The organism is Streptomyces sp. NA04227 (genome assembly GCF_013364195.1).
Lineage (GTDB): Bacteria > Actinomycetota > Actinomycetes > Streptomycetales > Streptomycetaceae > Streptomyces.
Genome location: NZ_CP054918.1, coordinates 6,578,079 through 6,599,014, shown reverse-complemented (window position 1 = coordinate 6,599,014; position 20,936 = coordinate 6,578,079). Strand labels below are relative to the sequence as shown.

Sequence of the window (20,936 nt, the reverse complement as noted above, 5' to 3'; positions counted from 1 at the left end):
GTGACCCACAGTCGGCCTGGCGGCCGCTTCAGCATGACATCGCAGGTCAGTCCACTCTCAACCGGAGAATGCCCACTTGACCCGATGAATGACCGGAAACAGTTCGAGCAAGCCTCCAATCGAAAACCGCAGGTCAGCGGCGTGCGATACACAAAACGGGCGCAAGATCAATGTGCATGACGTGCGCGATGGGCGCTACGTGCGATCTCTGACGCACACCGCAGCGAGATCCCTGGCCCTCCACGGGGCCAGGATCTCGCCGTATAGCATTTGAAATGCCATACTCGTGCCATGGCTGACGACGACACCGACTTTCCTCCCGGCGACGGCCCCACCAGCGGCATCTCCGTCTCCCTCACGGCAGGCACCCTGCAAGCGATCCGTGAGCGGGTCGGCAAGCGGGGTGTGTCCGCGTTCCTGGAGAAGGCCGCGCAGCGGCAGATCGAGCGGGACAACCTGGACGAGCTGATCGCCGACTTCGACAAGGCCCTCGGCCCCGCCGACCCGGAGGCAGTGGCCGCCAAGCGCGCGAAGCTCACCGGCGGCACCTCCTCCGATGCCGGTGCGGCCGCGTGAGCGGCGCCCTGATCCTGGACAGCGAGGGCCTGGCCAAAGCCGTGCGACGCGACCGCGAGGTCCACGAGTGGCTCACCGCCGCCCGCGACGCCGACCTACCCGTGATCACCTCAGCCGCAGTCCTTGTCGAGGTGATCCACCCCCGGATCAACGACGCCGCCCTCAAATGGACGCTGTCCCGGCTGCGGGTCGAGCCGGTCATCCAGGCACTCGCCCAGTCCGCCGCCACCCTGCTGCGCGCGGCCGGAATGCACGGCCACAAGTACGCCATCGACGCCATGCTCTGCGCCACCGCCCTCGCTCAGCCTGGCCGAGTCACGATCCTGACGTCCGATGTAGAGGACATCACCATGCTCACCGCCGATCACCCCCGCGTGACCGCCGAGAAAGTCTGATCCGCGCCGGTTCGCCGAGCACGGCGTGACCCGTGCCCTCCGGATCGACCACCAAGACGTTCCCGGCGAGCGTGAACCGATGGTGTCCTGCCCTGCTCGGTTGGCGACGACGTTCGGAGCAAAGCTGGCCGAGGAGTCGGAGGACGGTCCGTGATCCGTCGGGGGCGACGAGGTCTCACGCGTCGCGACGGCGCACATTTCGGACGTCAGTCGGCTGCGACCGTCGCCCCGGCGTATGCCACCGCCGTCAGGGCAAGCACGGCGGCCGGTAGGGCCCGCACGGGCGGATCGCCGTGGCGCAGGTGGACAACCGCGGCCGCGGTCATCAGCAGCGCCAGCCCGATGCCGGCGGCCATCCCGAGCGGGGCGGAAGCCGGTCCGAGCAGCAGTCCGACGGCTCCGGCCACCTCCAGGGCGCCGACGACGCGGTAGAGGCCCGGTGGCATGTCGAGGTGCGCTGCCGCCCGGCGCATGAACGGCACCGCGGCGATCTTCCCCAGTCCCAGCGGAACGAGGACGAGGGACAGCGCGACGGCGAGGGTGATCTGTGCGGTGGTCACGCCGGCCGCCTCCGGCGTTCGGTGCTCAGGCGGACGAAGTGGTCGATGAGGTCGGGGGCATCCACGGCTGCCGGGTTGACGACCTGCTCGACGGGGGCGCCCTGGAGGAGGCGTTTGACGGGGACTTCGAGTTTCTTGCCGGTGCGGGTGTGCGGGATGCCCGGCACCTCGATGATCTCGTCGGGGACGTGGCGGGGTGAGGCGCCGGTACGGATCGCTTCCTTGATTTTCTCTCGGAGGGCGTCGTCCAAGCTCACCCCGGCGGCGAGGACCACGAACAGGGGCATCCAGTAGCCGCCGTCGGGTTCTTCTGCTCCGATGACGAGGGCTTCCGTGATCTCGGGGAGGCGTTCGACGACGTCGTGGATGTCTGCGCTGCCCAGGCGTACGCCGTTGCGGTTCAGGGTGCTGTCGGAGCGGCCGTGGACGATCACCGATCCGTGACCGGTGACGGTGATCCAGTCGCCGTGCCGCCATACGCCAGGGTACGAGGAGAAGTAGGCGTCGCGGTAGCGGCTGCCGTCGGGGTCGTTCCAGAAGTACAGCGGCATCGACGGCATCGGACGGGTGACGACCAGCTCGCCCACCTGATCCACGACCGGGAGGCCCTCGCCGTCGTACGCGACGAGCGCCACGCCGAGATGAGGTGCGGACAATTCCCCCGCCCAGACAGGAGTGTTGGGCGCGCTGCCCGCGAAGCCGGACACCACGTCCGTGCCGCCGCTGACGGACGCGAGCAGGACGTGGTCGCCGACGTGGTCGCGGACCCAGGGGTAGGCGGAGGCCGGCAGGGCGGAGCCGGTGCAGCCGACGACGCGGATCGACGACAGGTCGTGCCGGGACAGGTCGATGCCGTACTTGGCCATTCCCAGCAGGTACTGGGGGCTGGTGCCGAAGACGGTCACCCGGTGGCGTGCGGCGAGCTCCCACAGGACGTCGAGCTGGGCGAAGGGTGCCGGGCTGCCGTCGTAGGTGCAGGTCGTGGCGCCGGTGAGCAGCGTGGAGGCGACCAGGTTCCACATCATCCAGTGGGTGGTGGTGTACCAGAGCAGGCGGTCGCCGGGGCCGAGGTCGGAGTGCAGGCCGAGGGTCTTCAGGTGCTCCAGCAGGACGCCGCCGTGACCGTGGACGATGCCCTTGGGCAGACCGGTGGTGCCGGAGGAGAACACGACCCACAGAGGGTGGTCGAACGGCACCGGCGTACACGTGAGCTCCTCGGCGCGAGTGGCCGCGTCCTCCCACGGCACCACCAGCGACGGGAACGCTCGCGAAGGCCACGACAGGCCCACGTGGTCCACCAGCAGCGTCGCCTTCAACGTCGGAAGGTGCGCGGCCAGTTCACCGGCGGCCTCGCGGCGGTCGTGGGTGGTGCCGTTGAAGAGGAAGCCGTCGGCGGCGATCAGGACGGTGGGTTCGAGCTGGGCGAAGCGGTCGGCGGCCGCCTGGGGCGCGTAGTCCTGCCCGCAGACCGACCACACGGCGCCGATACTCGAGGCGGCGAGGAACGCGACGATCGCGTGCGGGGTGTTGGGCAGGTAGCCGACGACCCGGTCGCCCTGGCCCACACCCAGCTCGCGCAGGGTCGCGGCCACCGAGGCGACCTGGGCGCGCAGGCGGCCCCCGGTCACCTCGCAGCAGGAGCCGGTCTCGTCGAGGGCGATGATCGCCACGTCCTCGTCGGCCAGGTCGCGCAGGGCGTGGTGGGCGTAGTTGAGGGTCGATCCGGTGAACCAGCGGGCATCGGGCATCCGCTCCTCGGCCAGCACCTGCTCGTACGGGGTGTCGGAGTCGATGTCGAAGTACTCCCACACCGCGCCCCAGAAGCCTTCCAGGTCGGTGACCGACCAGCGGTGCAGGGCGGTGTAGTCGGTGCCGTCCCTTCCGGTGTGGCGGGCGAAGTCCATGATGCGGCTGTTCGCGACGGCCTTGGGGTCAGGGGTCGTGAAGGGGTCCGGCCCGGTCATCGTGTGACGCTCCTCAGCAGGCTTTTCTCGGCGGTCTGTTGAAGGGGGAGGGCGCTGCGCGTGGTGTGCAGGAGAGTCGCCCAGGTGGCGGTGTCGGTGAAGTCGCTTCCCCCTGTCGGGACGACGTCCGCGACGACGCGGTCGGGGCGCAGCAGCACGGCATCCGCCCGGCCATCGCGCAGCCAGGCAGCGAGGGTGCCGTCGTCGCCGAGGCCGGTGACAGAGATCGTCCGGGCGCCGAGCGCATGGGCGAGGGCGTTCAGTGCGGGCCAGGGTTCGGTGGCGGTCAGGATGGTGAAGGAGTCACCGAGCAGCTCGTCGAGGCGGGTCCGCCGCCCGCCGGTGGTAATCCATGGTTGCGGGCAGTGGGTGCCCGCGAGGCCCCTGCGGATGCGGCGTCGGACGAGGGGTCCGGCGGTCAGGGGCGGGCTGAGGTCGCGGCCGGCCAGCTCCGTCAGGCCGGGTATGCGGCAGGCCGCGGCCAGGAATCTGCGGCGCAGTGCTGCGGCGCTGTCCTGGCCGCCGGTCATGGCCCAGCCCATCGCGACCGCGAGCCGTATGACGTGGCGGGCGTGCGGCTTGCGTTCGCTCTCGTACGTGTCCAGGAGCCGCTCGTCGCCGCCCTGGCCCAGGACGCGGGCGAGCTTCCAGGTGAGGTTGTAGGCGTCCCGCAGTCCCGCGCACAGCCCCTGTCCGACGAACGGAGGGGTGAGGTGGGCGGCGTCGCCGAGGAGGAAGACCCGTCCGCTGCGCCACCGGTCGGCGATGCGCGCCCGGAAGGTGTACTGGGTCTCGCGGACGACCTCGAAGTCACCGTCGTCGGAGGGCGGCAGCCATGGCGCGACCAGCTCGCGGACCGGCTCGTCGCCGCCCTCGAGCCGGAACTCCCAGCGGTAGCGGTCCTCGCCGACGCGCATGAAGGTTGCCGGGCGGTGTGGGTCGCAGACTTGGTCGACGCCTTCCCAGCAGCGGACGTCGGCGTTCGTGCGGACGTCGACGACGGTCCAGCGTTCCTCGAAGCGCAGGTCCTCCCATACGGCGCCGATGGCGTCGCGGGTGAGGCTGTTCGCCCCGTCGCAGCCGAGGACCGCCTCGGCCCACAGTTCGTGCTCGCCGTCGTCATCGCGGTAGGTCACGCGCACGGGGCCTGCGCCGTCCGGGGCGACCCCGGTGACCTCCACGCCGCCGCGCAGTTCGCACTGCGGGTTCCGGGCGAGGGCGTCGCGGAGCAGTCGCTCCAGCTCGGGCTGGTCGAACATGCTGGTCTGCGGGTAGCCGTGACGGCCGTGCTCGGCACGGCGGAACTCGGCCATCACCCGGTGCCGGGCGTCCAGCAGCCGCAGTCCGTTCGCCGGGCGGGCGATCGCGGCGAACTCCTCCCCCACGCCCGCGGCCTGGAGGATCCTGCGGACCTCGTCGTCGGTGGCGACGGCGCGCGGGAGCGGGTAGACGTCCCGGTGGCGTTCCAGGACGACGGTGCGCACTCCGCGCCGGGCGAGGAGGAGGGCGGCGGTCACGCCCACCGGTCCCGCGCCGATGATCACCACGCGTACCTGCTGTTCGGTGCGGCTCACCTCATGCCCCTACTTCGCGTCCGTGACGGAGGTTCGCTGCTCGCCGAGGTCGATCCGGCCGTCCGGGGTCGCGATCGTCGCTGTGATCACGTCTCCCGCGTGCAGGTAGTGCGGGTTCTTCGCCTGGGACTTGAAGAACGCCTTCCACTTCATGGCGGGCGGCAGCAGCGCGCCGATCTTCTCGACCGGCTTCGGCGGGGCCTTGAGGGCCGTGCCGCCGGGCGTGCCGGTCAGCAGCAGGTCGCCGGGGTCGAGGGTCTGGAATCGAGCCAGCAGGGTGAGGGCCTGCGCCGGGCGGACGATCATGTCGGCGAGGGTGCGGTCCTGGCGCAGCTCGCCGTTGACCGACAGCTTCAGCCTGAGGTCGAGGAGATGGGCGAAGTCCTCCGGCTCCAGCAGGGCGAGGTACGGGCCGGTCGGCGTGAAGGTCGGGTAGGACTTGCTCTCGTAGAACTGCGTCTTGGTCAGCTGGACGTCGCGCGCGCTGACGTCGTTGGTGACGACGAGCCCGGCGACATACGACGGCAGGTCCCGCTCCTCGACCGTGGTGCCGATGGGCAGGGTGGCGCCCATGACGAGCCCGAGTTCGACCTCGTAGTCGAGGAACTTCACGTGCGAGGGCCGTACGACGGTGTCGCCGGGTCCGCTGACCGAGCCGGACGCCTTGCGGAAGAAGGCGGGCGGGATGTCGCCCGTGAAGCCCGAATCACGGGCGTGGCTGCGGTAGTTGACCATCTGGGCGACCACCCGGCAGGGGGTGGTGACCGGCGAGAGGACGGCCAGGTCGGCAACGGGCGTGCCCGCCTCGGTCGAGCGTGCCGCCTCTCGTACGGCGTCACGGTCGGCGATCAGCTCGGCGGTGGTGGTGGCCTTGGTGTCGAAAGGGATGGCCCGGTGGATTGGGGTCTCCCCTGCTCGAGCGGAGTCGAGAGCTTGGGGACGGACGACCCACCATCCGTCGGCGGTGCGCAGGACGTTGGTGCTCATGTCAGTACCTTCGTGAGGGGATTGGGGGTTCAGGACTTGGCGGCTCTGAGCAGGCCCAGCAGGCGCGCCGGGTCCATCTCGTTGTCGCCGCGCAGGGCCTGGATGACGTCGCGGACCCGCTGCGGGGAGGGACTCGCGCCGAGGAAGTCACGCGTGGCCGGTGGACCCCACTGGGCAAGACCGCTGGTCGACATGGGCGCCCACCCGGGCTCGACGTCGCTGGAGAACAGGTCGCCGTCGGCGAAGTGCTCCAGCATGAAGCGGTCGGGGTCACGCCAGTAGTCGAAGAGCTGGCTTCCCTGGATGTGCCGACCAACGCCCCAGCTGCGCTCGTATCCGCGTTCCTTGAGGTATTCGCCGCCGACGGCGATCGAGTCCAGGTCGGTGACCTGGTAGGCGGAGTGGACATAACCGGTCCCCGGTCCCAGGTGCATGGCCAGCGTGTGATGGTCGGCCGGCACGCTGCCGAGGTCGCAGCGGATGAACGCCATGGTCGGACCGCGGTCGCGCTGCCCGTCCAGGAAGAGGAAGTCGGACACGATCATCCCCAGCGTGTCCAGGTACCAGTCCAGGGCCCGGCCGAACACGCGGGTCTCCAGGACGACGTGGCCCAGCCGCTGGATCCGGGACGGCTCGCGCGGCGGGCGCTGCGTGGCGTTCGTACGACGATGGTCCGTGCCGAAGTTGAGCAGCAGCGGCGGCTGCTCGGGCAGCGCCGGCAGCTGCTCGCCGCAGTGCACCACCCGCACCGGGAAGCCGGACGGATCGAGCAGGTCGACAGCCTTTCCGCCGCCGGGCACGTCCGCGTCACGCACGTCGGACCCGGTGGCCCGCGCCAGCCGGTCCAGATCGGGCCGCTCCTCCGCACGGAACGCCGGGCCGATGAAGCGGGACGTACGCCCGCGCCGGATCACCATGCACGGCGAGCCGGCGAACGTGCCGCGCAGCCACAGCTCGCTCTCGGTGCGCGCGGCGACCTGGAAGCCGAAGTCCCGGGCGAAGACCTCGGCCCGCCTCAGGTCGGGCTTCTCGAACTCCAGCCAGGCCAGGTCCGCGACCTTGATCACGGGATTCCGGGAGCGGCCGGGATGCTCGCCCCGCAGGGCTCCCTGTTCGCTGTGCAGGTCCTGGTGGGCCGTCTTGGCATCGGCCCCGTGGACGCGTGTTTCAGACATGGTGCCCTCCGAGCAACATTGCCGTAATGAGGAAATCATCAACTTTGACAGTTCCGTCGTCAAGATGCTCCCGGCAGAAAATGATGGATACATCAGAACTGCAGTCGCCATCGCCTGCGCGGTTAGACTTTGCGCATGCCTACGTCAGCCCCGCCCAGCAACCGATTCGAGCGACGTCGCGCGGAGACCCGTAGCGCGCTCATTCGCGCCGCCCGGCAGATACTCGCCGACAGCGGGGACACCGGCATCAGCATCCAGGCAATCGCCGAGCGTGCCGACGTGGGCTTCGGCTCCTTCTACAACCACTTCGAGTCGAAGGCCGAGCTGTTCGAGGCGGCGGTGGTGGACGCCCTGGAGGAGTACGGCCGGAACTTCGACCAGCGCCTGGCGGAGATCGACGACCCTGCGGAGCTCGTCGCGGCGGGCTTCCGCCTCAGCGCACGCATGGCCGACTCCCACCCCGAACTGATGCAGGTCCTGCGCCGTCGGGGCCTCGGTCACATCCACTCGGACAACGGCCTGGCCCGGCGGGCGCTGCGTGACATCGAGGTCGGCACGGCCTCCGGCCGCTTCACCGTCGCCGACCCGACTGTGGCCCTGTCCGCACTGGGCGGCACCCTGCTGTCCCTGGTGGAGCTGAGGTTCACCCGCCCCGACCTGGACGGTGACGAGGCCGCGGTGAACCTGGCCGAGATGGTCCTGCGCATGCTGGGCGTACCACCGGACGACGCCCACGAGGTCGCCCGGCGCCCCCTCCCCGGCCCCGCCTGAGACGACCACTCCTACCCGGCGGCGGACGAACCCTGCCGAAAGGCGACCGAACGGCCGGCGAAGGCGGCGTCGATTCCGTCCCGCGTGGTGGTGACGGACCGCAGGTGCAGCCCCTCGGGGACGTTCTCCAGCGGGATGGGATCTTCCAGGGCCCTGTCCAGCAGGGTTTTCAGTGGAGGAAGCAGCTCGCCCCGGACGCCGCATCCACGAACCGGCCTGCCTGATCAGTTGACCCAGCGGACGCCCCCTCACGAGCGCGCGAACCTCGCATCACGGAACGTCACTGTCGAGAGGCGGACAGGCAGAGGCAGTCAACAGCTCGGCAGCCAGCGTCCCGGCCACTTCAAGGTGCCCACCGCCACCCAGCCGAGGGCTCCGCCCGGCGGTCGCCAATCACGCATGACGACCCATCAGAAACCGCGCCGTCCGTGCGTCAATCGTGCGTCACGTGCGTCGAATATGCGTCAAGGTATCGCACCTAACGCACGTAACGCCCATAACGCACACTCGGAGAAACGCCAGGTCAGCGACCCTTTTCGGCAGGCTCAAGGATCGCGACGCACTCGACATGATGCGTCATCGGAAACAAATCAAACGCCCTCAACGTCCGCACCCGATACCCCACTTCACCGAAATACCCGATGTCCCGCGCCAACGCCGCCGGGTCGCACGCCACATACGCGATGCGACGTGCTCCCAGCGAGGCGAGGTGTTCCACAGTGGGGCGGCCGGCGCCCGCGCGCGGCGGGTCAAGGAGGATCAGGTCTACTTCGGTGATGCCGGTTCGGGGGAGGACCGAGTCGACCTTGCCGTGTTCGATGCGGACGCGGTCGAAGTCCTGGAGGTTGTGGCGGGCGTCCTCGACCGCGCGCTTGGAGGATTCGATGCCGAGGACGGCGCCCTTGTCGCCGAGGCGGTCGGCCAGGGCGCCGGCGAACAGGCCGACTCCGCAGTACAGGTCGAGCGCCATCTCGCCCTTGCGGGGCATCAGGCCCTGCATGGCCGCCTCCACCAGGACGTCCGCGGCCTGCGGGTGGACCTGCCAGAAGCCTCCGGCGCCGACGCGCCAGGTGTGGTCGGCGGCGCGTTCGCGGACGAAGGGCCTGCCGTGGACGCGGTGGACGCTGCCGTCGCGCTCGTGGACGCGCAACACCGAGACGGGGCGGTCGAGTTCGACCAGAGGGAGCCTGCCGCCGGGGCGCGGGGTGAGGATGACCTGACGGTCCTGGGAGCCGGTCGCGGCGATCGCCTCGACTGTGTCCATGCCCGGCCATTCGCGGCGTTCGATGCCGAGTTCGTCGACGCCGGGGGCCGCGATCATGCAGTGGTCGATGACCTCGACCTCGTGGGAGCGGTGCCGTCGCAGGCCCACCCGGCCGTCCGCGTCGACCGCGTACTGCACCCGCGTCCGCCAGGCGGGCACCTCGCCCGCGGGGAGCTTGTCGCCGGGGGCCGGCATGACGGTGCCGTCCCAGCCCGCCTCCTCGGGGGTGAGGCCCGCGAGCCGCTGGAGTTGCTCGGCGATCACCTCGCCCTTGAGGCGGCGCTGGGCGCCGGGCTTGGCGTGCTGCCAGTCGCAGCCGCCGCAGCGGCCGGGGCCGGCGTACGGGCAGGGCGCCGCTACGCGGTCCTTGGCGGGCTCGAGGATTTCCACGGCGTCGGCCCGCAGGAAGCGCGCGCCCTCGTCGCCCTCGGTCACCCGCGCCACGACCCGCTCGCCGGGCAGCGTGTGCCGTACGAAGAGGACCTGGCCCGCCTCGGTCCGCGCGATGCAGTGGCCGCCGTGGGCCACCGGGCCGACCTCGACCTCGAACTCCTGGCCCACCAGCGACGTCTTCTCTCCTGCCGCGGGCTTGGCCTCCCCCGCCGCGGACTTCCCTTGGCCCGCGGCCGAGTTGTCCCGGCCCACCGGAGATTTCCTGGGTTCTGACGACATGCGGGGTGGCTCCAGAGCTACGGGGAAGGACGGCCGGTCGACTGGCTGGCTGCGGGCGCGCCGGTGAGGGGCGGGGCATGTGCACTGCGCACACCCCGTGATCCGCCTCGACGTGACGACACCGACGCCAGCCCACCAGTCTAGGCCCGCCCGGAACCGCCGATCACCACCAGCGGTTTCCGGCTGCCTCCGGCCCTTGCCACCCGGCCCCGGCCGCTCCGCTCAGCCCTTGCCGTTCGTCTTTGCCGTGTCCTTCGGGCGCTTCTCGACGGGGCCGCGGCGGACCGAACCGGGCGCGTTCCACTCGGCACGCTTGCGGGCGCGCTGCTTGGCGGCCTCCGAGGACTCCAGCTGGTACGGGACGGAGGTGACCATGACACCGGGGGTGAACAGCAGCCTGCCCTTGAGGCGCAGTGCGCTCTGGTTGTGCAGCAGGTGCTCGTACCAGTGGCCCACGACGTACTCGGGGATGATCACGCTGACCACGTCGCGCGGGGACTCGCGGCGGCGGCTCTTCACGTACTCGATGATGGGCCGGGTGATCTCGCGGTAGGGCGAGGCGAGGACCTTCAGCGGTACGTCTATGCCGCGGCGGTCCCACTCGGCCCTGAGGGCCTTGGTCTCGTCCGGGTCGACGTCGACGCTCAGCGCCTCCAGGGTGTCCGAGCGCATCAACTTCGCGTAGGACAGGGCCCGCAGGGTGGGCCGGTGGATCTTGGAGACCAGGACGATCGAGTGGACCCGCGAGGGGCGGACGATGTCGTCGGAGGGGGTCTCGGGGGCGGAGATCTCCTCGGCGACCGCGTCGTAGTGGCGGCGTACGGCGCTCATGGTCACGTAGAAGATGACCATGCCGAGGAGGGCGACCCAGGCGCCGTGGGTGAACTTGGTCAGCAGGACGACGACCAGGACGAGGCCGGTGAAGAAGGCGCCGAAACCGTTGATCGCGCGCGAGCGGTGCATGCGGCGGCGCGCGGCGGGGTCCTTCTCGGTGAGCAGGTGACGGTTCCAGTGCCGGACCATGCCGATCTGGCTGAGCGTGAAGGAGACGAAGACGCCGACGATGTAGAGCTGGATCAGGCGGGTCGAGTCGGCGCCGTAGATCACGATCAGCAGGGCGGCCGCGCCCGCGAGCAGCACGATGCCGTTGGAGAAGGCGAGCCGGTCGCCGCGGGTGTGCAACTGGCGCGGCAGGTAACGGTCCTGGGCGAGGATCGAGCCGAGCAGCGGGAAACCGTTGTACGCGGTGTTCGCGGCGAGGAAGAGGACCAGTGCCGTGGCCGCGGCGAGCAGGATGAAGAAGAACGTGCCGTCGCCGAAGACCGCCGCGGCGACCTGGGAGATGACGGGATCCTGGACGTAGTCCTCGCCGACCGGCACCCCCTTGTCGAGGAGGTCCTTGGCCGGGTTCTCGGCCATCCGCACCTTGGTGGCGGCGGCCAGGCCGATGATGCCGCAGAACATGGTGACGGCGAGCAGGCCCATCATCGCCAGCGTGGTCGCCGCGTTCTTGCTCTTGGGCTTGCGGAAGGCGGGGACACCGTTGCTGATCGCCTCGACGCCGGTGAGCGCGGCACAGCCGGAGGAGAAGGCCCGCAGCAGCAGGAAGACCAGCGCGAATCCGGCGAGACCCTCGTGCTCGGGGTGGATCTCGAGGTCCGAGGTCGGCGCGCGCATGGTGTCGTCCAGGACCAGACCGCGGTACGCGCCCCAGCAGATCATGGCGAACACGCCGAACACGAAGACGTACGTGGGGATCGCGAAGAGCTTGCCGGACTCCTTCACGCCGCGCAGGTTCATCAGCGTCAGGAGCACCACGACGGCGACGGCGCAGAGCACCTTGTTCTCGACCACGAACGGGATGGCCGAGCCGAGGTTCTCCACGCCGGAGGAGATGGACACCGCGACGGTCAGGACGTAGTCGACCAGCAGGGCGCTGGCGACGGTGAGACCCGCCTTGGGGCCGAGGTTGGTGTTGGCCACCTCGTAGTCGCCGCCGCCGCTGGGGTAGGCGTGCACGTTCTGCCGGTAGGAGGCGACGACGGTGAACATCAGCACGACGACCGCGAGCGCGATCCACGGGCTGAAGTGATAGGCCGACACACCCGCGATGGACAGGACCAGGAGTACTTCGCCGGGCGCGTACGCCACCGAGGACAGCGGGTCCGAGGCGAAGACGGGGAGCGCGATGCGTTTGGGAAGGAGCGTTTCACCGAGCCGGTCGCTGCGCAGTGCGCGCCCGATGAGGATCCGTTTGGGCACGTCGGTCAGTTTGGACACGCAGAGGATCGTAAGGCTTGCGCCAGAGCCTCGCTAAAGCGGCTCATGTTTTCTTGACGAGACGTCCATCGGTCGCCCGGGCCGCGGTTGCCGCGAGGGCGACGTGGGCAGGGTTTCCGGCGCCGCCGTCACCCCTGCTTTGCGCACGGGGTGTCGGTGTTGCGGGGCGTGCGGCATAAGCTCGGCAGCGGGGCCCGGGCCGACGCCGGTGGCCCGACGTTGTTCCCTGGACTGAGAAAGAAGTGTGAGCAGGGTGTATTCGCAGGTCAGCGGCGAGACCAGAACTGCGGGGTACAGGTAGGTGCACATCGTCATCATGGGCTGCGGACGAGTGGGCTCCGCCCTCGCGCAGACCCTGGAACAACAAGGGCACACCGTCGCGGTGGTCGACCAGGACCCCACCGCGTTCCGTCGGCTCGGCGCCGGCTTCGGCGGGCGCAGGGTGACGGGTGTCGGCTTCGACCAGGACACCCTGCGCGAGGCGGGCATCGAGGAGGCGGGCGCCTTCGCCGCCGTCTCCAGCGGTGACAATTCCAACATCATCGCCGCGCGAGTCGCCCGCGAGATGTTCGGCATCGAGAACGTCGCCGCCCGGATCTACGACCCGCGCCGTGCGGAGGTCTACCAGCGTCTGGGCATCCCGACCGTGGCCACCGTGCGCTGGACCGCGGACCAGATGCTGCGTCGTCTGCTGCCCTCGGGTTCGGAGCCGCTGTGGCGCGACCCGACGGGCGGTGTGCAGCTCGCCGAGGTGCATGCCGCCAACTCCTGGGTGGGCGAGCGGATCAGCCGCCTGCAGGAGGAGACCGGGGTGCGCGTCGCCTTCCTGACCCGGCTCGGCGAGGCGGTCCTGCCCACCTCGCAGACGGTTCTCCAGGAGGGCGACCTGGTGCACGTGATGATGCGTACGGACGAGGTCGAGAAGGTCGAGGCGGCGTTCGCCGAGGGCCCCGAGGAAGGCGGTCACTGATGAGGGTCGCCATTGCCGGAGCCGGGGCGGTGGGCCGTTCCATCGCGGGCGAGCTCCTTGAGAACGGCCACGAGGTCCTGCTCATCGACAAGGCGCCGACCGCCATCTCGGTCGAGCGCGTACCGCAGGCGGAGTGGCTGCTCGCCGACGCCTGTGAGATCACCTCCCTCGACGAGGCCGCGCTGCAGCGCTGCAACGTGGTCATCGCCGCGACCGGTGACGACAAGGTCAATCTGGTCGTCTCGCTGCTCGGCAAGACCGAGTACGGGGTGCCGAGGGTGGTCGCGCGGGTCAACAACCCGAAGAACGAATGGCTGTTCACCGAGGCCTGGGGCGTCGATGTCGCGGTCTCCACGCCGCGTCTGATGTCCGCCCTGGTCGAGGAGGCGGTCAGCGTGGGCGACCTGGTGCGCCTGCTGCGCTTCAGCCACGGCGATGCCAACCTGGTCGAGCTGACCCTGCCGCCGGAGTCGGCGATCGCGGGCACCCGCGTCGGCGAGGTCGAGTGGCCCGAGGACACCTCGCTGGTCACCATCATCCGCGGGAACCGGGTCCTGGCCCCCACCCCCGAGGACTCCCTGGAAGAGGGCGACGAGCTGCTGTTCGTGGCGGCCCAGGCCCGCGAGGAGCAGCTGGAGGACCTGCTCTCGGTGCGCCGGGGGGACGGGGACTGAGCCCGGGCGGTGCGTACGGGGGACCGTGCGCACCGCGGGACGGGACGAGACGTGAGAAGGGGCCCTGCCTGGTGGCGGGCCCCTTCTCACGTCCGGTGCGGTGCTCAGGAATCGCGTCGGTGGCGGCCGCTCGTACCGGCCGGGGTGTCCGCGGTCTCCGCGTCCGCCCCGTGCTCCGGTGACGCACGGCGTTCCCGCTCCTCCTTCTCGGCGGCCTCCGCTGCCTCCGCCGCTTCCATCTCGGCGAAGACGTCGATGGGCGCGGGCGCCTTCGCGAGGAAGAGCCAGGTCAGGTACACGGCGAGCAGGAACGGCGGGATCTTCAGAGCGACCAGGACCCAGCCGAGCTGCTCGGTGTCGGCCCACCAGTACAGCGGGAAGAGGATCGCGCACTTGGCGAGCAGGATCAGGCCCCAGGCGTAACTGGCCTTGGCGTACGCGGACTTGCGGCCGGGGTTGCGGGTGCGCCAGGAGAGGTTCTCCTTGAACACCGGGCCGAGGATCAGTCCGATCAGCGGCACTCCGGCGAGCGTGGTGATGATGTACGCCAGGGCGAGGCCGAGGGTGTAGAGCATGCCCGGCAGGTAGAAGTCCTTGGCGTTGCCGGTGACGGTCGCGAAGATCACGCCGAAGGCCACACCGAAGACGCCGCTGAAGGCGTGCTTGACGGTGTCCCTGCGGACCAGGCGGACCGCGACCAGCAGCAGTGAGACCGCGAGCGCCGCGATGGCGGAGACGTGCAGGTCCTTGTTGATCGTGTAGATGGTCACGAACAACAGGCCGGGGAGCACCGTCTCCACCATGCCGCGCAGGCCGCCGAACGCCTCGAAGAGGGCGGCCTCCGTCACGGCCCTGGAGTCGTCCTGGTCAGCGCTGCCGTCCTGCGTCTCGCGCTGTCCGGTCGGCTTGTCGAGGGACGTCAAGAGTTACTCCCGTCCGAGCGGTCTGAGTTCGTACTTCGGGTTGAAGAGCACCCGGCGGCCGTGGCTGAGCGAGATGCGGCCGGAGGCTATCAGCCTGCGGCCGGGTTCGATGCCCACGATCGAGCGCCGTCCCAGCCATACCACGTCCAGCGGGGCCGAGCCGTCGAAGAGTTCGGCTTCCAGGGCCGGAACTCCGGCGCGTGGCCGCAGGGTTACCGTGCGCAAGGTACCAGTGACGGTCACGATCTGACGGTCCTGGCAGTCACCGATCCGGGTACAGCCGGCGGTCTCGGCGGCGTCCTCTCTCAGCTCTTCCGATTCGAGATCCTCCTGGGACGCCGAGATGTCGGCGAACCGGTCGAGCATGCGCCGGAACCGGCCGGCCGGCTTTCCAGAACGCGAAGAGGCACTCATAGGGGAAGCGTACCCGCGGCCGTTGACGTCAAGTGAACAGGTGCGCGCGACTGTGCAGCATCTCGCACACACGGTCCGCGCATCGTCCAGCTTCGGCGCGCGGGACGGGTACGAGCGGCCGGTTCAGCTCTCGAAGCGGTACCCCATGCCCGGTTCGGTGATGAAGTGGCGCGGGTGGGCCGGGTCGGCCTCCAGTTTGCGGCGCAGCTGTGCCATGTAGACGCGCAGATAGTTGGTCTCGGTGCCGTACGAGGGGCCCCAGACCTCCTGGAGCAGCTGCTTCTGGCTGACCAGACGGCCCGCGTTGCGCACCAGGACCTCCAGGAGGTGCCACTCGGTGGGCGTCAGACGCACGTCCCGGCCGTCCCGGTTGACCTTCTTGGCCGCCAGGTCCACCGTGAACGCCTCGGTGGCGACGAGTACGTCCTCCTCCCCCGGCCCGGTGGGCTCCGCGCGACGTACGGCGGCGCGCAGCCGGGCCAGGAGTTCGTCCATCCCGAAGGGTTTGGTGACGTAGTCGTCGGCGCCCGCGTCCAGCGCCTCGACCTTCTCGTCGGAGCTGTGCCGGGCGGAGAGCACCAGGATCGGTACGCGGGTCCAGCCGCGCAGGCCGCGGATCACCTCTACACCGTCCATGTCGGGCAGTCCGAGGTCGAGGACGACCACATGGGGGTGCCGGGCGGCGGCGAGCCGGAGGGCGTCGGTGCCGTCGGCGGCCGCGTCGACCTCGTATCCCCGTGCCCGGAGGTTGATGACGAGCGCGCGCACGATCTGCGGTTCGTCGTCGACGACGAGAACTCTGGTCGCGCTCGCGGCGCCCGGCCCGGAGGAGGGCTGCGGCATCTGCGCCTGCCTTTCTGTGCTGCTGTGTCGCGTGTGCTCTGCTGCGTTGCTTCTGCTGGGTTGCTGCTGCTGGATTGCTTCTGCTGGATTGCTTCAGTCCTGCCCGGCCGCTGTCACCGACCGCGGCCGGGCGTCACTGTGCGTTGCTCACCGCTTGTTGCTCACCGCGGCCCTCTGTTGCCGTGTGCTGCCGGTCCCCACTGGTCGCGGGGCGGCCTCTGCCACGGCGGGTGCCGGGCGGGCGGCGGTCGCGGCGCGCAGGGTGAGCACCATGGTGAGCCCGCCGCCGGGGGTGTCCTCCGCGCTGAGGGTGCCGTCCATCGCCTCGACGAAGCCGCGGGCGACGGCGAGGCCCAGGCCCACCCCGACGCCGCGCGGGGCGTCGCCGTGGCGCTGGAAGGGCGCGAAGATGCGTTCCTTGGCGTCGTCGGGGACGCCGGGGCCGCGGTCGACGACGCGCAGTTCCACGCGCTCGCCCAGCGCGCTGGCGGCGACCACGACGCGCAGGCCGTCGGGGCTGTACTTGACCGCGTTCTCGACGACGTTGGCGACCGCGCGTTCAAGGAGCCCGGGGTCCACGGCGACCATCGGCAGCGACTCGGGGATGTCGAGCCCGACGCTGGACTCGGGCACCCCGACGAGTGCCATCGGCACGACCTCGTCGAGGTCGAGCTCGCGGATGAGCGGGGTGACGGTGCCGGTCTGCAGCCGGGACATGTCGAGCAGATTGCCGACCAGGTGGTCCAGCCGGTCCGCGCCGTCCTCGATCCCGGCGAGCAGTTCCGCCTGGTCCTCCTCGGACCAGGCCACGTCGTCGGAGCGCAGTGAGCTGACGGACGCCTTGATCCCGGCGAGCGGCGTGCGCAGGTCGTGGCTGACGGCGGCGAGCAGGGCGGTACGGATGCGGTTGCCCTCCGCGAGCCTGCGGGACCGTTCCGCCTCGGACCGCAGCCGCTGCCGGTCCAGGACCACCGCGGCCTGGGCGGCGAACGCGGCGAGGACGCGCCGGTCCTCGGCGGGCAGCACCCGGCCGCTGAGCGCCAGGGCCATGGTGTCGCTGACCGGCACGTCCACATCGGCGTCCTCGGGCCGCTCGACGGCGGTTGACCCGACACTGCCCGCGACGGTCCAGGGCTCGACCTCGTTCTCGCGTTCGAGCAGGGCCACCGCGTCCATCGCGAAGGTCTCCCGTACCCGTTCGAGCAGGGCGTCCAGGGTGGTCTCGCCGCGCAGCACGCTGCCCGCGAGGAAGGCGAGGATCTCGGCCTCGGCGCGCAGCCGGGCGGCCTGGTGGGTACGGCGCGCCGCCAGGTCGACCACCGAGGCCACGGCCACCGCGACCGCGACGAAGATCATCAGGGCCAGGAAGTTCTTGGGGTCGGCGATGGTGATCTCGTGGACGGGCGGGGTGAAGAACCAGTTCAGGAGCAGTGAGCCGACCGCGGCGGAGACCAGGGCCGGGAGCAGTCCGCCGAGCAGGGCCGCCGCGACGGTCAGGGTCAAGAAGAGCAGGACGTCGTTGGCGAGCCCGAGGTGTGCGTCGAGGTTCGTCAGCTGGAGGGTGAGCAGCAGGGGCCCGGCGACCCCGACCAGCCAGCCCCAGAGAATCCGCTGCCGCCCGAGCCGGGCACCCCGGGCCACCGGGAGTCCGCGGCCCTTGGCGGCCTCCTCGTGGGTGACGATGTGTACGTCGAGGTCGGGCCCGGAGTCACGGGCCACGGTCACCCCGACGCCCGGCCCGAAGATGTACTGCCACGCCTTGCGGCGGCTGGAGCCGAGCACGATCTGGGTGGCGTTGACCCCGCGGGCGAACTCCAGGAGCGCGGAGGGGATGTCGTCGCCGATGACGTGGTGGAAGGTGCCGCCCAGGTCCTCGACGAGGGTGCGCTGGACGGCGAGTTCCTTGGGCGAGGCTGCGGTCAGGCCGTCGCTGCGGGCGATGTAGACGGCGAGGATCTCGCTGCCCGAGCCCTTGGCGGCCATCCGCGCGGCCCGCCGGATCAGGGTGCTGCCCTCGGGGCCGCCGGTGAGGCCGACAACGATGCGTTCCCGGGCCTGCCAGGTGGAGCGGATGCCGTGTTCGCCGCGGTACTGCTGGAGGTACTCGTCGACCCGGTCGGCGACCCACAGCAGCGCCAGTTCGCGCAGGGCGGTGAGGTTTCCGGGGCGGAAGTAGTTCGACAGGGCCGCGTCGACCTTGTCGGGCTGATAGATGTTGCCGTGCGCCATCCGCCGCCGCAGTGCCTGCGGGGACATGTCGACCAGCTCTATCTGGTCGGCCCTGCGCACCACCTCGTCGGGCACCGTCTCCTGCTGCCGCACGCCGGTTATCGACTCGACCACGTCACCGAGCGACTCCAGGTGCTGGATGTTCACGGTGGAGACGACGTCGATGCCGACGGCGAGCAGTTCCTCGACGTCCTGCCAGCGCTTGGCGTTGCGGGAGCCGGGGACGTTGGTGTGGGCGAGTTCGTCGACCAGGGCGACGGCCGGGCGCCGGTCCAGTACGGCGTCGACGTCCATCTCCGTGAAGCGCGCGCCGCGGTGGGTCAGCTCCCGGCGGGGGACGTGTTCCAGGCCGTGCAGCATGACCTCGGTCCGCGGCCGGTCGTGGTGCTCGACGTAGGCGACCACACAGTCGGTGCCGCGCTCCACCCGCCGATGTGCCTCGGAAAGCATCGCGTAGGTCTTGCCCACTCCGGGTGCCGCTCCCAGATAGATGCGGAGCTTGCCTCGTCCCATGGCCCCATTGTCTTCCCGTGTCCCCCATCTGCACTGCCTGCCGACGTTACAGCGGCCAATGTGGACATTGCGGGCGGGAGGGCACACGGGTGCATGTCCTTGACACAACCCTGATGCGGGGCGGCCCCGGACAGACCCAAGGGCCGTGCCGACGGGAGAGGTCCTGCGGGCACGGCCCTTGGGCCGGTGGTGTGCGAGCCGGTGCGCTCAGCGGATCTCGGTGATCTCCGGGCCGCGGGCGAGCTGGTCCACGCCGCCGGAGAAGCGGGAGCCGGCCTGGTCCTCCTGCTTGACACCGCCCTCGGCGACCATCTGGGCGTCGTCGGGCAGCTTGAGGACGATCGGGTCGCGCGGGGCCATCGGCCCTTCGCCACGGACCACGACGGTGTCCCGGAAGATCTGCTCCAGCAGACCGGCGGCCTGCGGCTGCACCGCGCCCTGGCCGGAGATCACACCGCGCAGGAACCAGCGGGGACCGTCCACGCCGACGAACCGTACGACCTGGAAACCGCCGGTGCCGTCCGGCAGCTTCACGGGCACCTGGGCCCGCAGCTCCCAGCCGAGCGGACCCTCGACCTCGTCGATCACACCGCCCTGCTGCGTGATGCCGGTGGCGATCTCCTCGCGCACCTCGCCCCAGATGCCCTCGCGCTTGGGTGCGGCGAAGGCCTGCAGCTGTACGGCGCTGTCGCGCAGTACGACCGTCGCGGCGACGATGGCGTCTCCGGCGACCTCGACCCGCAGCTCCATGCCCTCGACACCGGGGACGAAGAGTCCGCCGAGGTCGACCCGGCCCTCGGCGGGGTCCTTCACCTCGGTGCTGTCCCAAGGCCCGTCCGGACGCGGCTCCGGCTCGAGCCGGGCACGCTCGGCGCCGGGACCGGGTTCGTCCGCCGCGACGTCGTCGACGTCGACCTGCTCGGCCCCGCTCGCCGCCTCCGCCTCCGCGGCGGATTCCTTCTTGTTGCGACGTCCGAACACGTCACTGTCCTTCCCGGTCGGATACGACCGACGCGTATCGATTCCCGCCCTCTTGCCCACTGTCCCCCGGTCCTTGCCGTACCGGGCCGGGGATCTCCGGTCCGTCCACCGCGGCATGACCGCCGGTGGACCCGAAGCCCCCTTCGGCCCGGACAGATCCGGGAAGTTCCGCCACCTCGTGGAAGCGGGCCTTCTCAACCTGTTGGACGACCAGTTGGGCAATCCGGTCGAATCGCTCGAACCCCACGGATTCGCGCGGGTCGAGATTCACCACGATTACCTTGATCTCTCCACGGTACCCGGCATCGATGGTCCCTGGGGCATTCACCAGTGCGACTCCGCAGCGGGCGGCGAGACCGGACCGCGGGTGCACGAAGGCGGCATGCCCCTCGGGCAGGGCGATCGCGACACCGGTCGGCAGCACCACCCGCTCCCCCGGGGCCAGTTCGCACGCCTCGGTGGTCCGCAGATCGGCACCCGCGTCGCCGGGATGCTCGTACCGCGGCAACGGCACCTCGGGGTCGATACGTCGCAGCAGTACTTCGACGGCGCCGCCCCCGGTCACGGGTTCACCTCGAAGGCGCGGGCCCGGCGGACCTGGTCCGGGTCCTCCATGGCGGCCTTGATCTCCTCGGGGCGGCCGTTGTCGATGAAGTGCTCGACCTTGACCTGGATGAACAGGGCGTCGGCCCGGACCGCGACGGGTCCTTCGGGGCCGCCGATGCGTCCGGTGGCCGTCGAGTAGATCTTGCGTCCGGCGACCGCCGTGACCTCGGCCTCCAGGTGCAGCACCGAGCCGACGGGCACCGGCCGCTTGAAGTCGGTCTCCAGACGGCCGGTGACCGCGATGGCGCGCAGCAGCCAGTTCAACGAGCCGAGCGTCTCGTCCAGGGCGGTGGTCAGAATGCCGCCGTGGGCGAGGCCGGGCGCTCCCTGATGCACCTCGCGCACGGTGAACTCCGCGGTGACGCGCAGTCCTTCGCCCGCCCTGGCCTCCAGATGGAGCCCGTGCGGCTGCCCGCCACCGCAGCCGAAACACTGGCCGTAGTGGGAGCCGAGCAGCTCGCCCGGCGCGGGGGCTTCGGGATGCCGCTCGGGCACGACGGCGTCGGCCGGAGGGGTCAGGGCAGAAGTTGTACGACTCACAGGCCGAGACCTTACCGCGCGGTCG

At 70.5% G+C, this 20,936-nt stretch carries 19 protein-coding genes; 5 read left to right on the top strand and 14 right to left on the bottom strand.

Annotated elements, in window-relative coordinates; all coding sequences use genetic code 11:
- The first annotated feature begins 291 nt into the window (after positions 1–291).
- On the top strand, positions 292–576 hold the full coding sequence (locus HUT18_RS28000) for a hypothetical protein (RefSeq protein ID WP_176103306.1): 285 nt from the start codon (positions 292–294) through the stop codon (positions 574–576).
- A complete protein-coding gene (locus HUT18_RS27995) occupies positions 573–971 on the top strand; it encodes a PIN domain-containing protein (protein WP_176103305.1) in 399 nt (132 codons plus the stop codon). The genes HUT18_RS28000 and HUT18_RS27995 overlap by 4 nt, the downstream gene beginning before the upstream one ends.
- 206 nt (positions 972–1,177) lie before the next feature.
- Here the strand turns inward: HUT18_RS27995 and HUT18_RS27990 are convergent, their stop codons facing one another.
- The 5 genes from HUT18_RS27990 to HUT18_RS27970 are packed head-to-tail and all read right to left on the bottom strand — an operon-like array spanning position 1,178 to position 7,231.
- Positions 1,178–1,531 carry a DoxX family protein gene (locus tag HUT18_RS27990; RefSeq protein WP_176103304.1) on the bottom strand — a complete coding sequence of 118 codons (354 nt, stop codon included), beginning with the start codon at positions 1,529–1,531 and terminating at the stop codon, positions 1,178–1,180.
- Positions 1,528–3,495, bottom strand: coding sequence for an acetoacetate--CoA ligase (locus HUT18_RS27985; RefSeq protein WP_176103303.1), 1,968 nt, complete (start codon positions 3,493–3,495; stop codon positions 1,528–1,530). Before HUT18_RS27985 ends, HUT18_RS27990 begins: the two co-directional genes overlap by 4 nt.
- On the bottom strand, positions 3,492–5,069 hold the full coding sequence (locus HUT18_RS27980; RefSeq protein WP_176103302.1) for a bifunctional 3-(3-hydroxy-phenyl)propionate/3-hydroxycinnamic acid hydroxylase: 1,578 nt from the start codon (positions 5,067–5,069) through the stop codon (positions 3,492–3,494). Before HUT18_RS27980 ends, HUT18_RS27985 begins: the two co-directional genes overlap by 4 nt.
- A gap of 9 nt (positions 5,070–5,078) precedes the next feature.
- Positions 5,079–6,056: a fumarylacetoacetate hydrolase family protein gene (locus tag HUT18_RS27975; RefSeq protein ID WP_176103301.1), complete on the bottom strand. Its 978-nt coding sequence runs from the start codon at positions 6,054–6,056 to the stop codon at positions 5,079–5,081.
- A 29-nt stretch (positions 6,057–6,085) separates the two neighbouring features.
- Positions 6,086–7,231 carry a VOC family protein gene (locus tag HUT18_RS27970; protein ID WP_176103300.1) on the bottom strand — a complete coding sequence of 382 codons (1,146 nt, stop codon included), beginning with the start codon at positions 7,229–7,231 and terminating at the stop codon, positions 6,086–6,088.
- A 135-nt stretch (positions 7,232–7,366) separates the two neighbouring features.
- Here HUT18_RS27970 and HUT18_RS27965 point away from each other — a divergent pair, with 135 nt between their 5' ends.
- On the top strand, positions 7,367–8,002 hold the full coding sequence (locus tag HUT18_RS27965; protein WP_176103299.1) for a TetR/AcrR family transcriptional regulator: 636 nt from the start codon (positions 7,367–7,369) through the stop codon (positions 8,000–8,002).
- 523 nt (positions 8,003–8,525) lie between these two features.
- On the opposite strand, the gene HUT18_RS27960 is transcribed toward HUT18_RS27965, so the two are convergent.
- Together HUT18_RS27960 and HUT18_RS27955 are read right to left on the bottom strand one after the other, a co-directional pair.
- Entirely contained in the window at positions 8,526–9,938 is a 1,413-nt protein-coding gene (locus HUT18_RS27960) for a class I SAM-dependent RNA methyltransferase (RefSeq protein ID WP_176103298.1), read from the bottom strand.
- Between the two features lie 222 nt (positions 9,939–10,160).
- The gene (locus HUT18_RS27955; RefSeq protein ID WP_176103297.1) at positions 10,161–12,218 is read right to left on the bottom strand and encodes an APC family permease; all 2,058 of its coding nucleotides are present in this window, start codon (positions 12,216–12,218) and stop codon (positions 10,161–10,163) included.
- A gap of 301 nt (positions 12,219–12,519) precedes the next feature.
- Here HUT18_RS27955 and HUT18_RS27950 point away from each other — a divergent pair, with 301 nt between their 5' ends.
- Positions 12,520–13,188 (top strand): TrkA family potassium uptake protein, encoded by a 669-nt coding sequence (locus tag HUT18_RS27950; RefSeq protein WP_176103296.1) that lies wholly within the window; start codon positions 12,520–12,522, stop codon positions 13,186–13,188.
- Positions 13,188–13,862, top strand: coding sequence for a TrkA family potassium uptake protein (locus tag HUT18_RS27945; RefSeq protein ID WP_176103295.1), 675 nt, complete (start codon positions 13,188–13,190; stop codon positions 13,860–13,862). Before HUT18_RS27950 ends, HUT18_RS27945 begins: the two co-directional genes overlap by 1 nt.
- Positions 13,863–13,966: 104 nt before the next feature.
- Here HUT18_RS27945 and HUT18_RS27940 read toward each other — a convergent pair whose 3' ends face one another.
- From HUT18_RS27940 to HUT18_RS27910, 7 genes are all read right to left on the bottom strand, one after another.
- The gene (locus HUT18_RS27940) at positions 13,967–14,785 is read right to left on the bottom strand and encodes a DUF3159 domain-containing protein (protein WP_176103294.1); all 819 of its coding nucleotides are present in this window, start codon (positions 14,783–14,785) and stop codon (positions 13,967–13,969) included.
- Positions 14,786–14,788: 3 nt separating this feature from the next.
- The gene (locus HUT18_RS27935) at positions 14,789–15,199 is read right to left on the bottom strand and encodes an OB-fold nucleic acid binding domain-containing protein (protein ID WP_176103293.1); all 411 of its coding nucleotides are present in this window, start codon (positions 15,197–15,199) and stop codon (positions 14,789–14,791) included.
- Positions 15,200–15,322: 123 nt separating this feature from the next.
- Positions 15,323–16,042 carry a response regulator gene (locus HUT18_RS27930; protein WP_176103292.1) on the bottom strand — a complete coding sequence of 240 codons (720 nt, stop codon included), beginning with the start codon at positions 16,040–16,042 and terminating at the stop codon, positions 15,323–15,325.
- Between the two features lie 147 nt (positions 16,043–16,189).
- Complete coding sequence (locus HUT18_RS27925) at positions 16,190–18,784, bottom strand: sensor histidine kinase KdpD (protein ID WP_176103291.1); 2,595 nt, start codon at positions 18,782–18,784, stop codon at positions 16,190–16,192.
- Between the two features lie 207 nt (positions 18,785–18,991).
- Entirely contained in the window at positions 18,992–19,765 is a 774-nt protein-coding gene (locus tag HUT18_RS27920; protein WP_176103290.1) for a DUF3710 domain-containing protein, read from the bottom strand.
- Between the two features lies 1 nt (position 19,766).
- Positions 19,767–20,330: a dUTP diphosphatase gene (gene dut, locus HUT18_RS27915; protein WP_176103289.1), complete on the bottom strand. Its 564-nt coding sequence runs from the start codon at positions 20,328–20,330 to the stop codon at positions 19,767–19,769.
- Positions 20,327–20,911, bottom strand: a complete 585-nt coding sequence (locus HUT18_RS27910; protein WP_176103288.1) for a PaaI family thioesterase — start codon at positions 20,909–20,911, stop codon at positions 20,327–20,329. The genes dut and HUT18_RS27910 overlap by 4 nt, the downstream gene beginning before the upstream one ends.
- Between the last annotated feature and the right edge of the window lie 25 nt (positions 20,912–20,936).

What these genes read in the sequence shown, in the direction of transcription:
- HUT18_RS28000 (WP_176103306.1), top strand. Translation starts at nt 292, where the DNA reads ATGGCTGACGACGACACCGACTTTCCTCCCGGCGACGGCCCCACCAGC.
- HUT18_RS27985 (WP_176103303.1), bottom strand. Translation starts at nt 3,495, where the DNA reads ATGACCGGGCCGGACCCCTTCACGACCCCTGACCCCAAGGCCGTCGCG.
- HUT18_RS27975 (WP_176103301.1), bottom strand. Translation starts at nt 6,056, where the DNA reads ATGAGCACCAACGTCCTGCGCACCGCCGACGGATGGTGGGTCGTCCGT.
- HUT18_RS27970 (WP_176103300.1), bottom strand. Translation starts at nt 7,231, where the DNA reads ATGTCTGAAACACGCGTCCACGGGGCCGATGCCAAGACGGCCCACCAG.
- HUT18_RS27965 (WP_176103299.1), top strand. Translation starts at nt 7,367, where the DNA reads ATGCCTACGTCAGCCCCGCCCAGCAACCGATTCGAGCGACGTCGCGCG.
- HUT18_RS27960 (WP_176103298.1), bottom strand. Translation starts at nt 9,938, where the DNA reads ATGTCGTCAGAACCCAGGAAATCTCCGGTGGGCCGGGACAACTCGGCC.
- HUT18_RS27945 (WP_176103295.1), top strand. Translation starts at nt 13,188, where the DNA reads ATGAGGGTCGCCATTGCCGGAGCCGGGGCGGTGGGCCGTTCCATCGCG.
- HUT18_RS27935 (WP_176103293.1), bottom strand. Translation starts at nt 15,199, where the DNA reads ATGAGTGCCTCTTCGCGTTCTGGAAAGCCGGCCGGCCGGTTCCGGCGC.
- HUT18_RS27930 (WP_176103292.1), bottom strand. Translation starts at nt 16,042, where the DNA reads ATGCCGCAGCCCTCCTCCGGGCCGGGCGCCGCGAGCGCGACCAGAGTT.
- HUT18_RS27925 (WP_176103291.1), bottom strand. Translation starts at nt 18,784, where the DNA reads ATGGGACGAGGCAAGCTCCGCATCTATCTGGGAGCGGCACCCGGAGTG.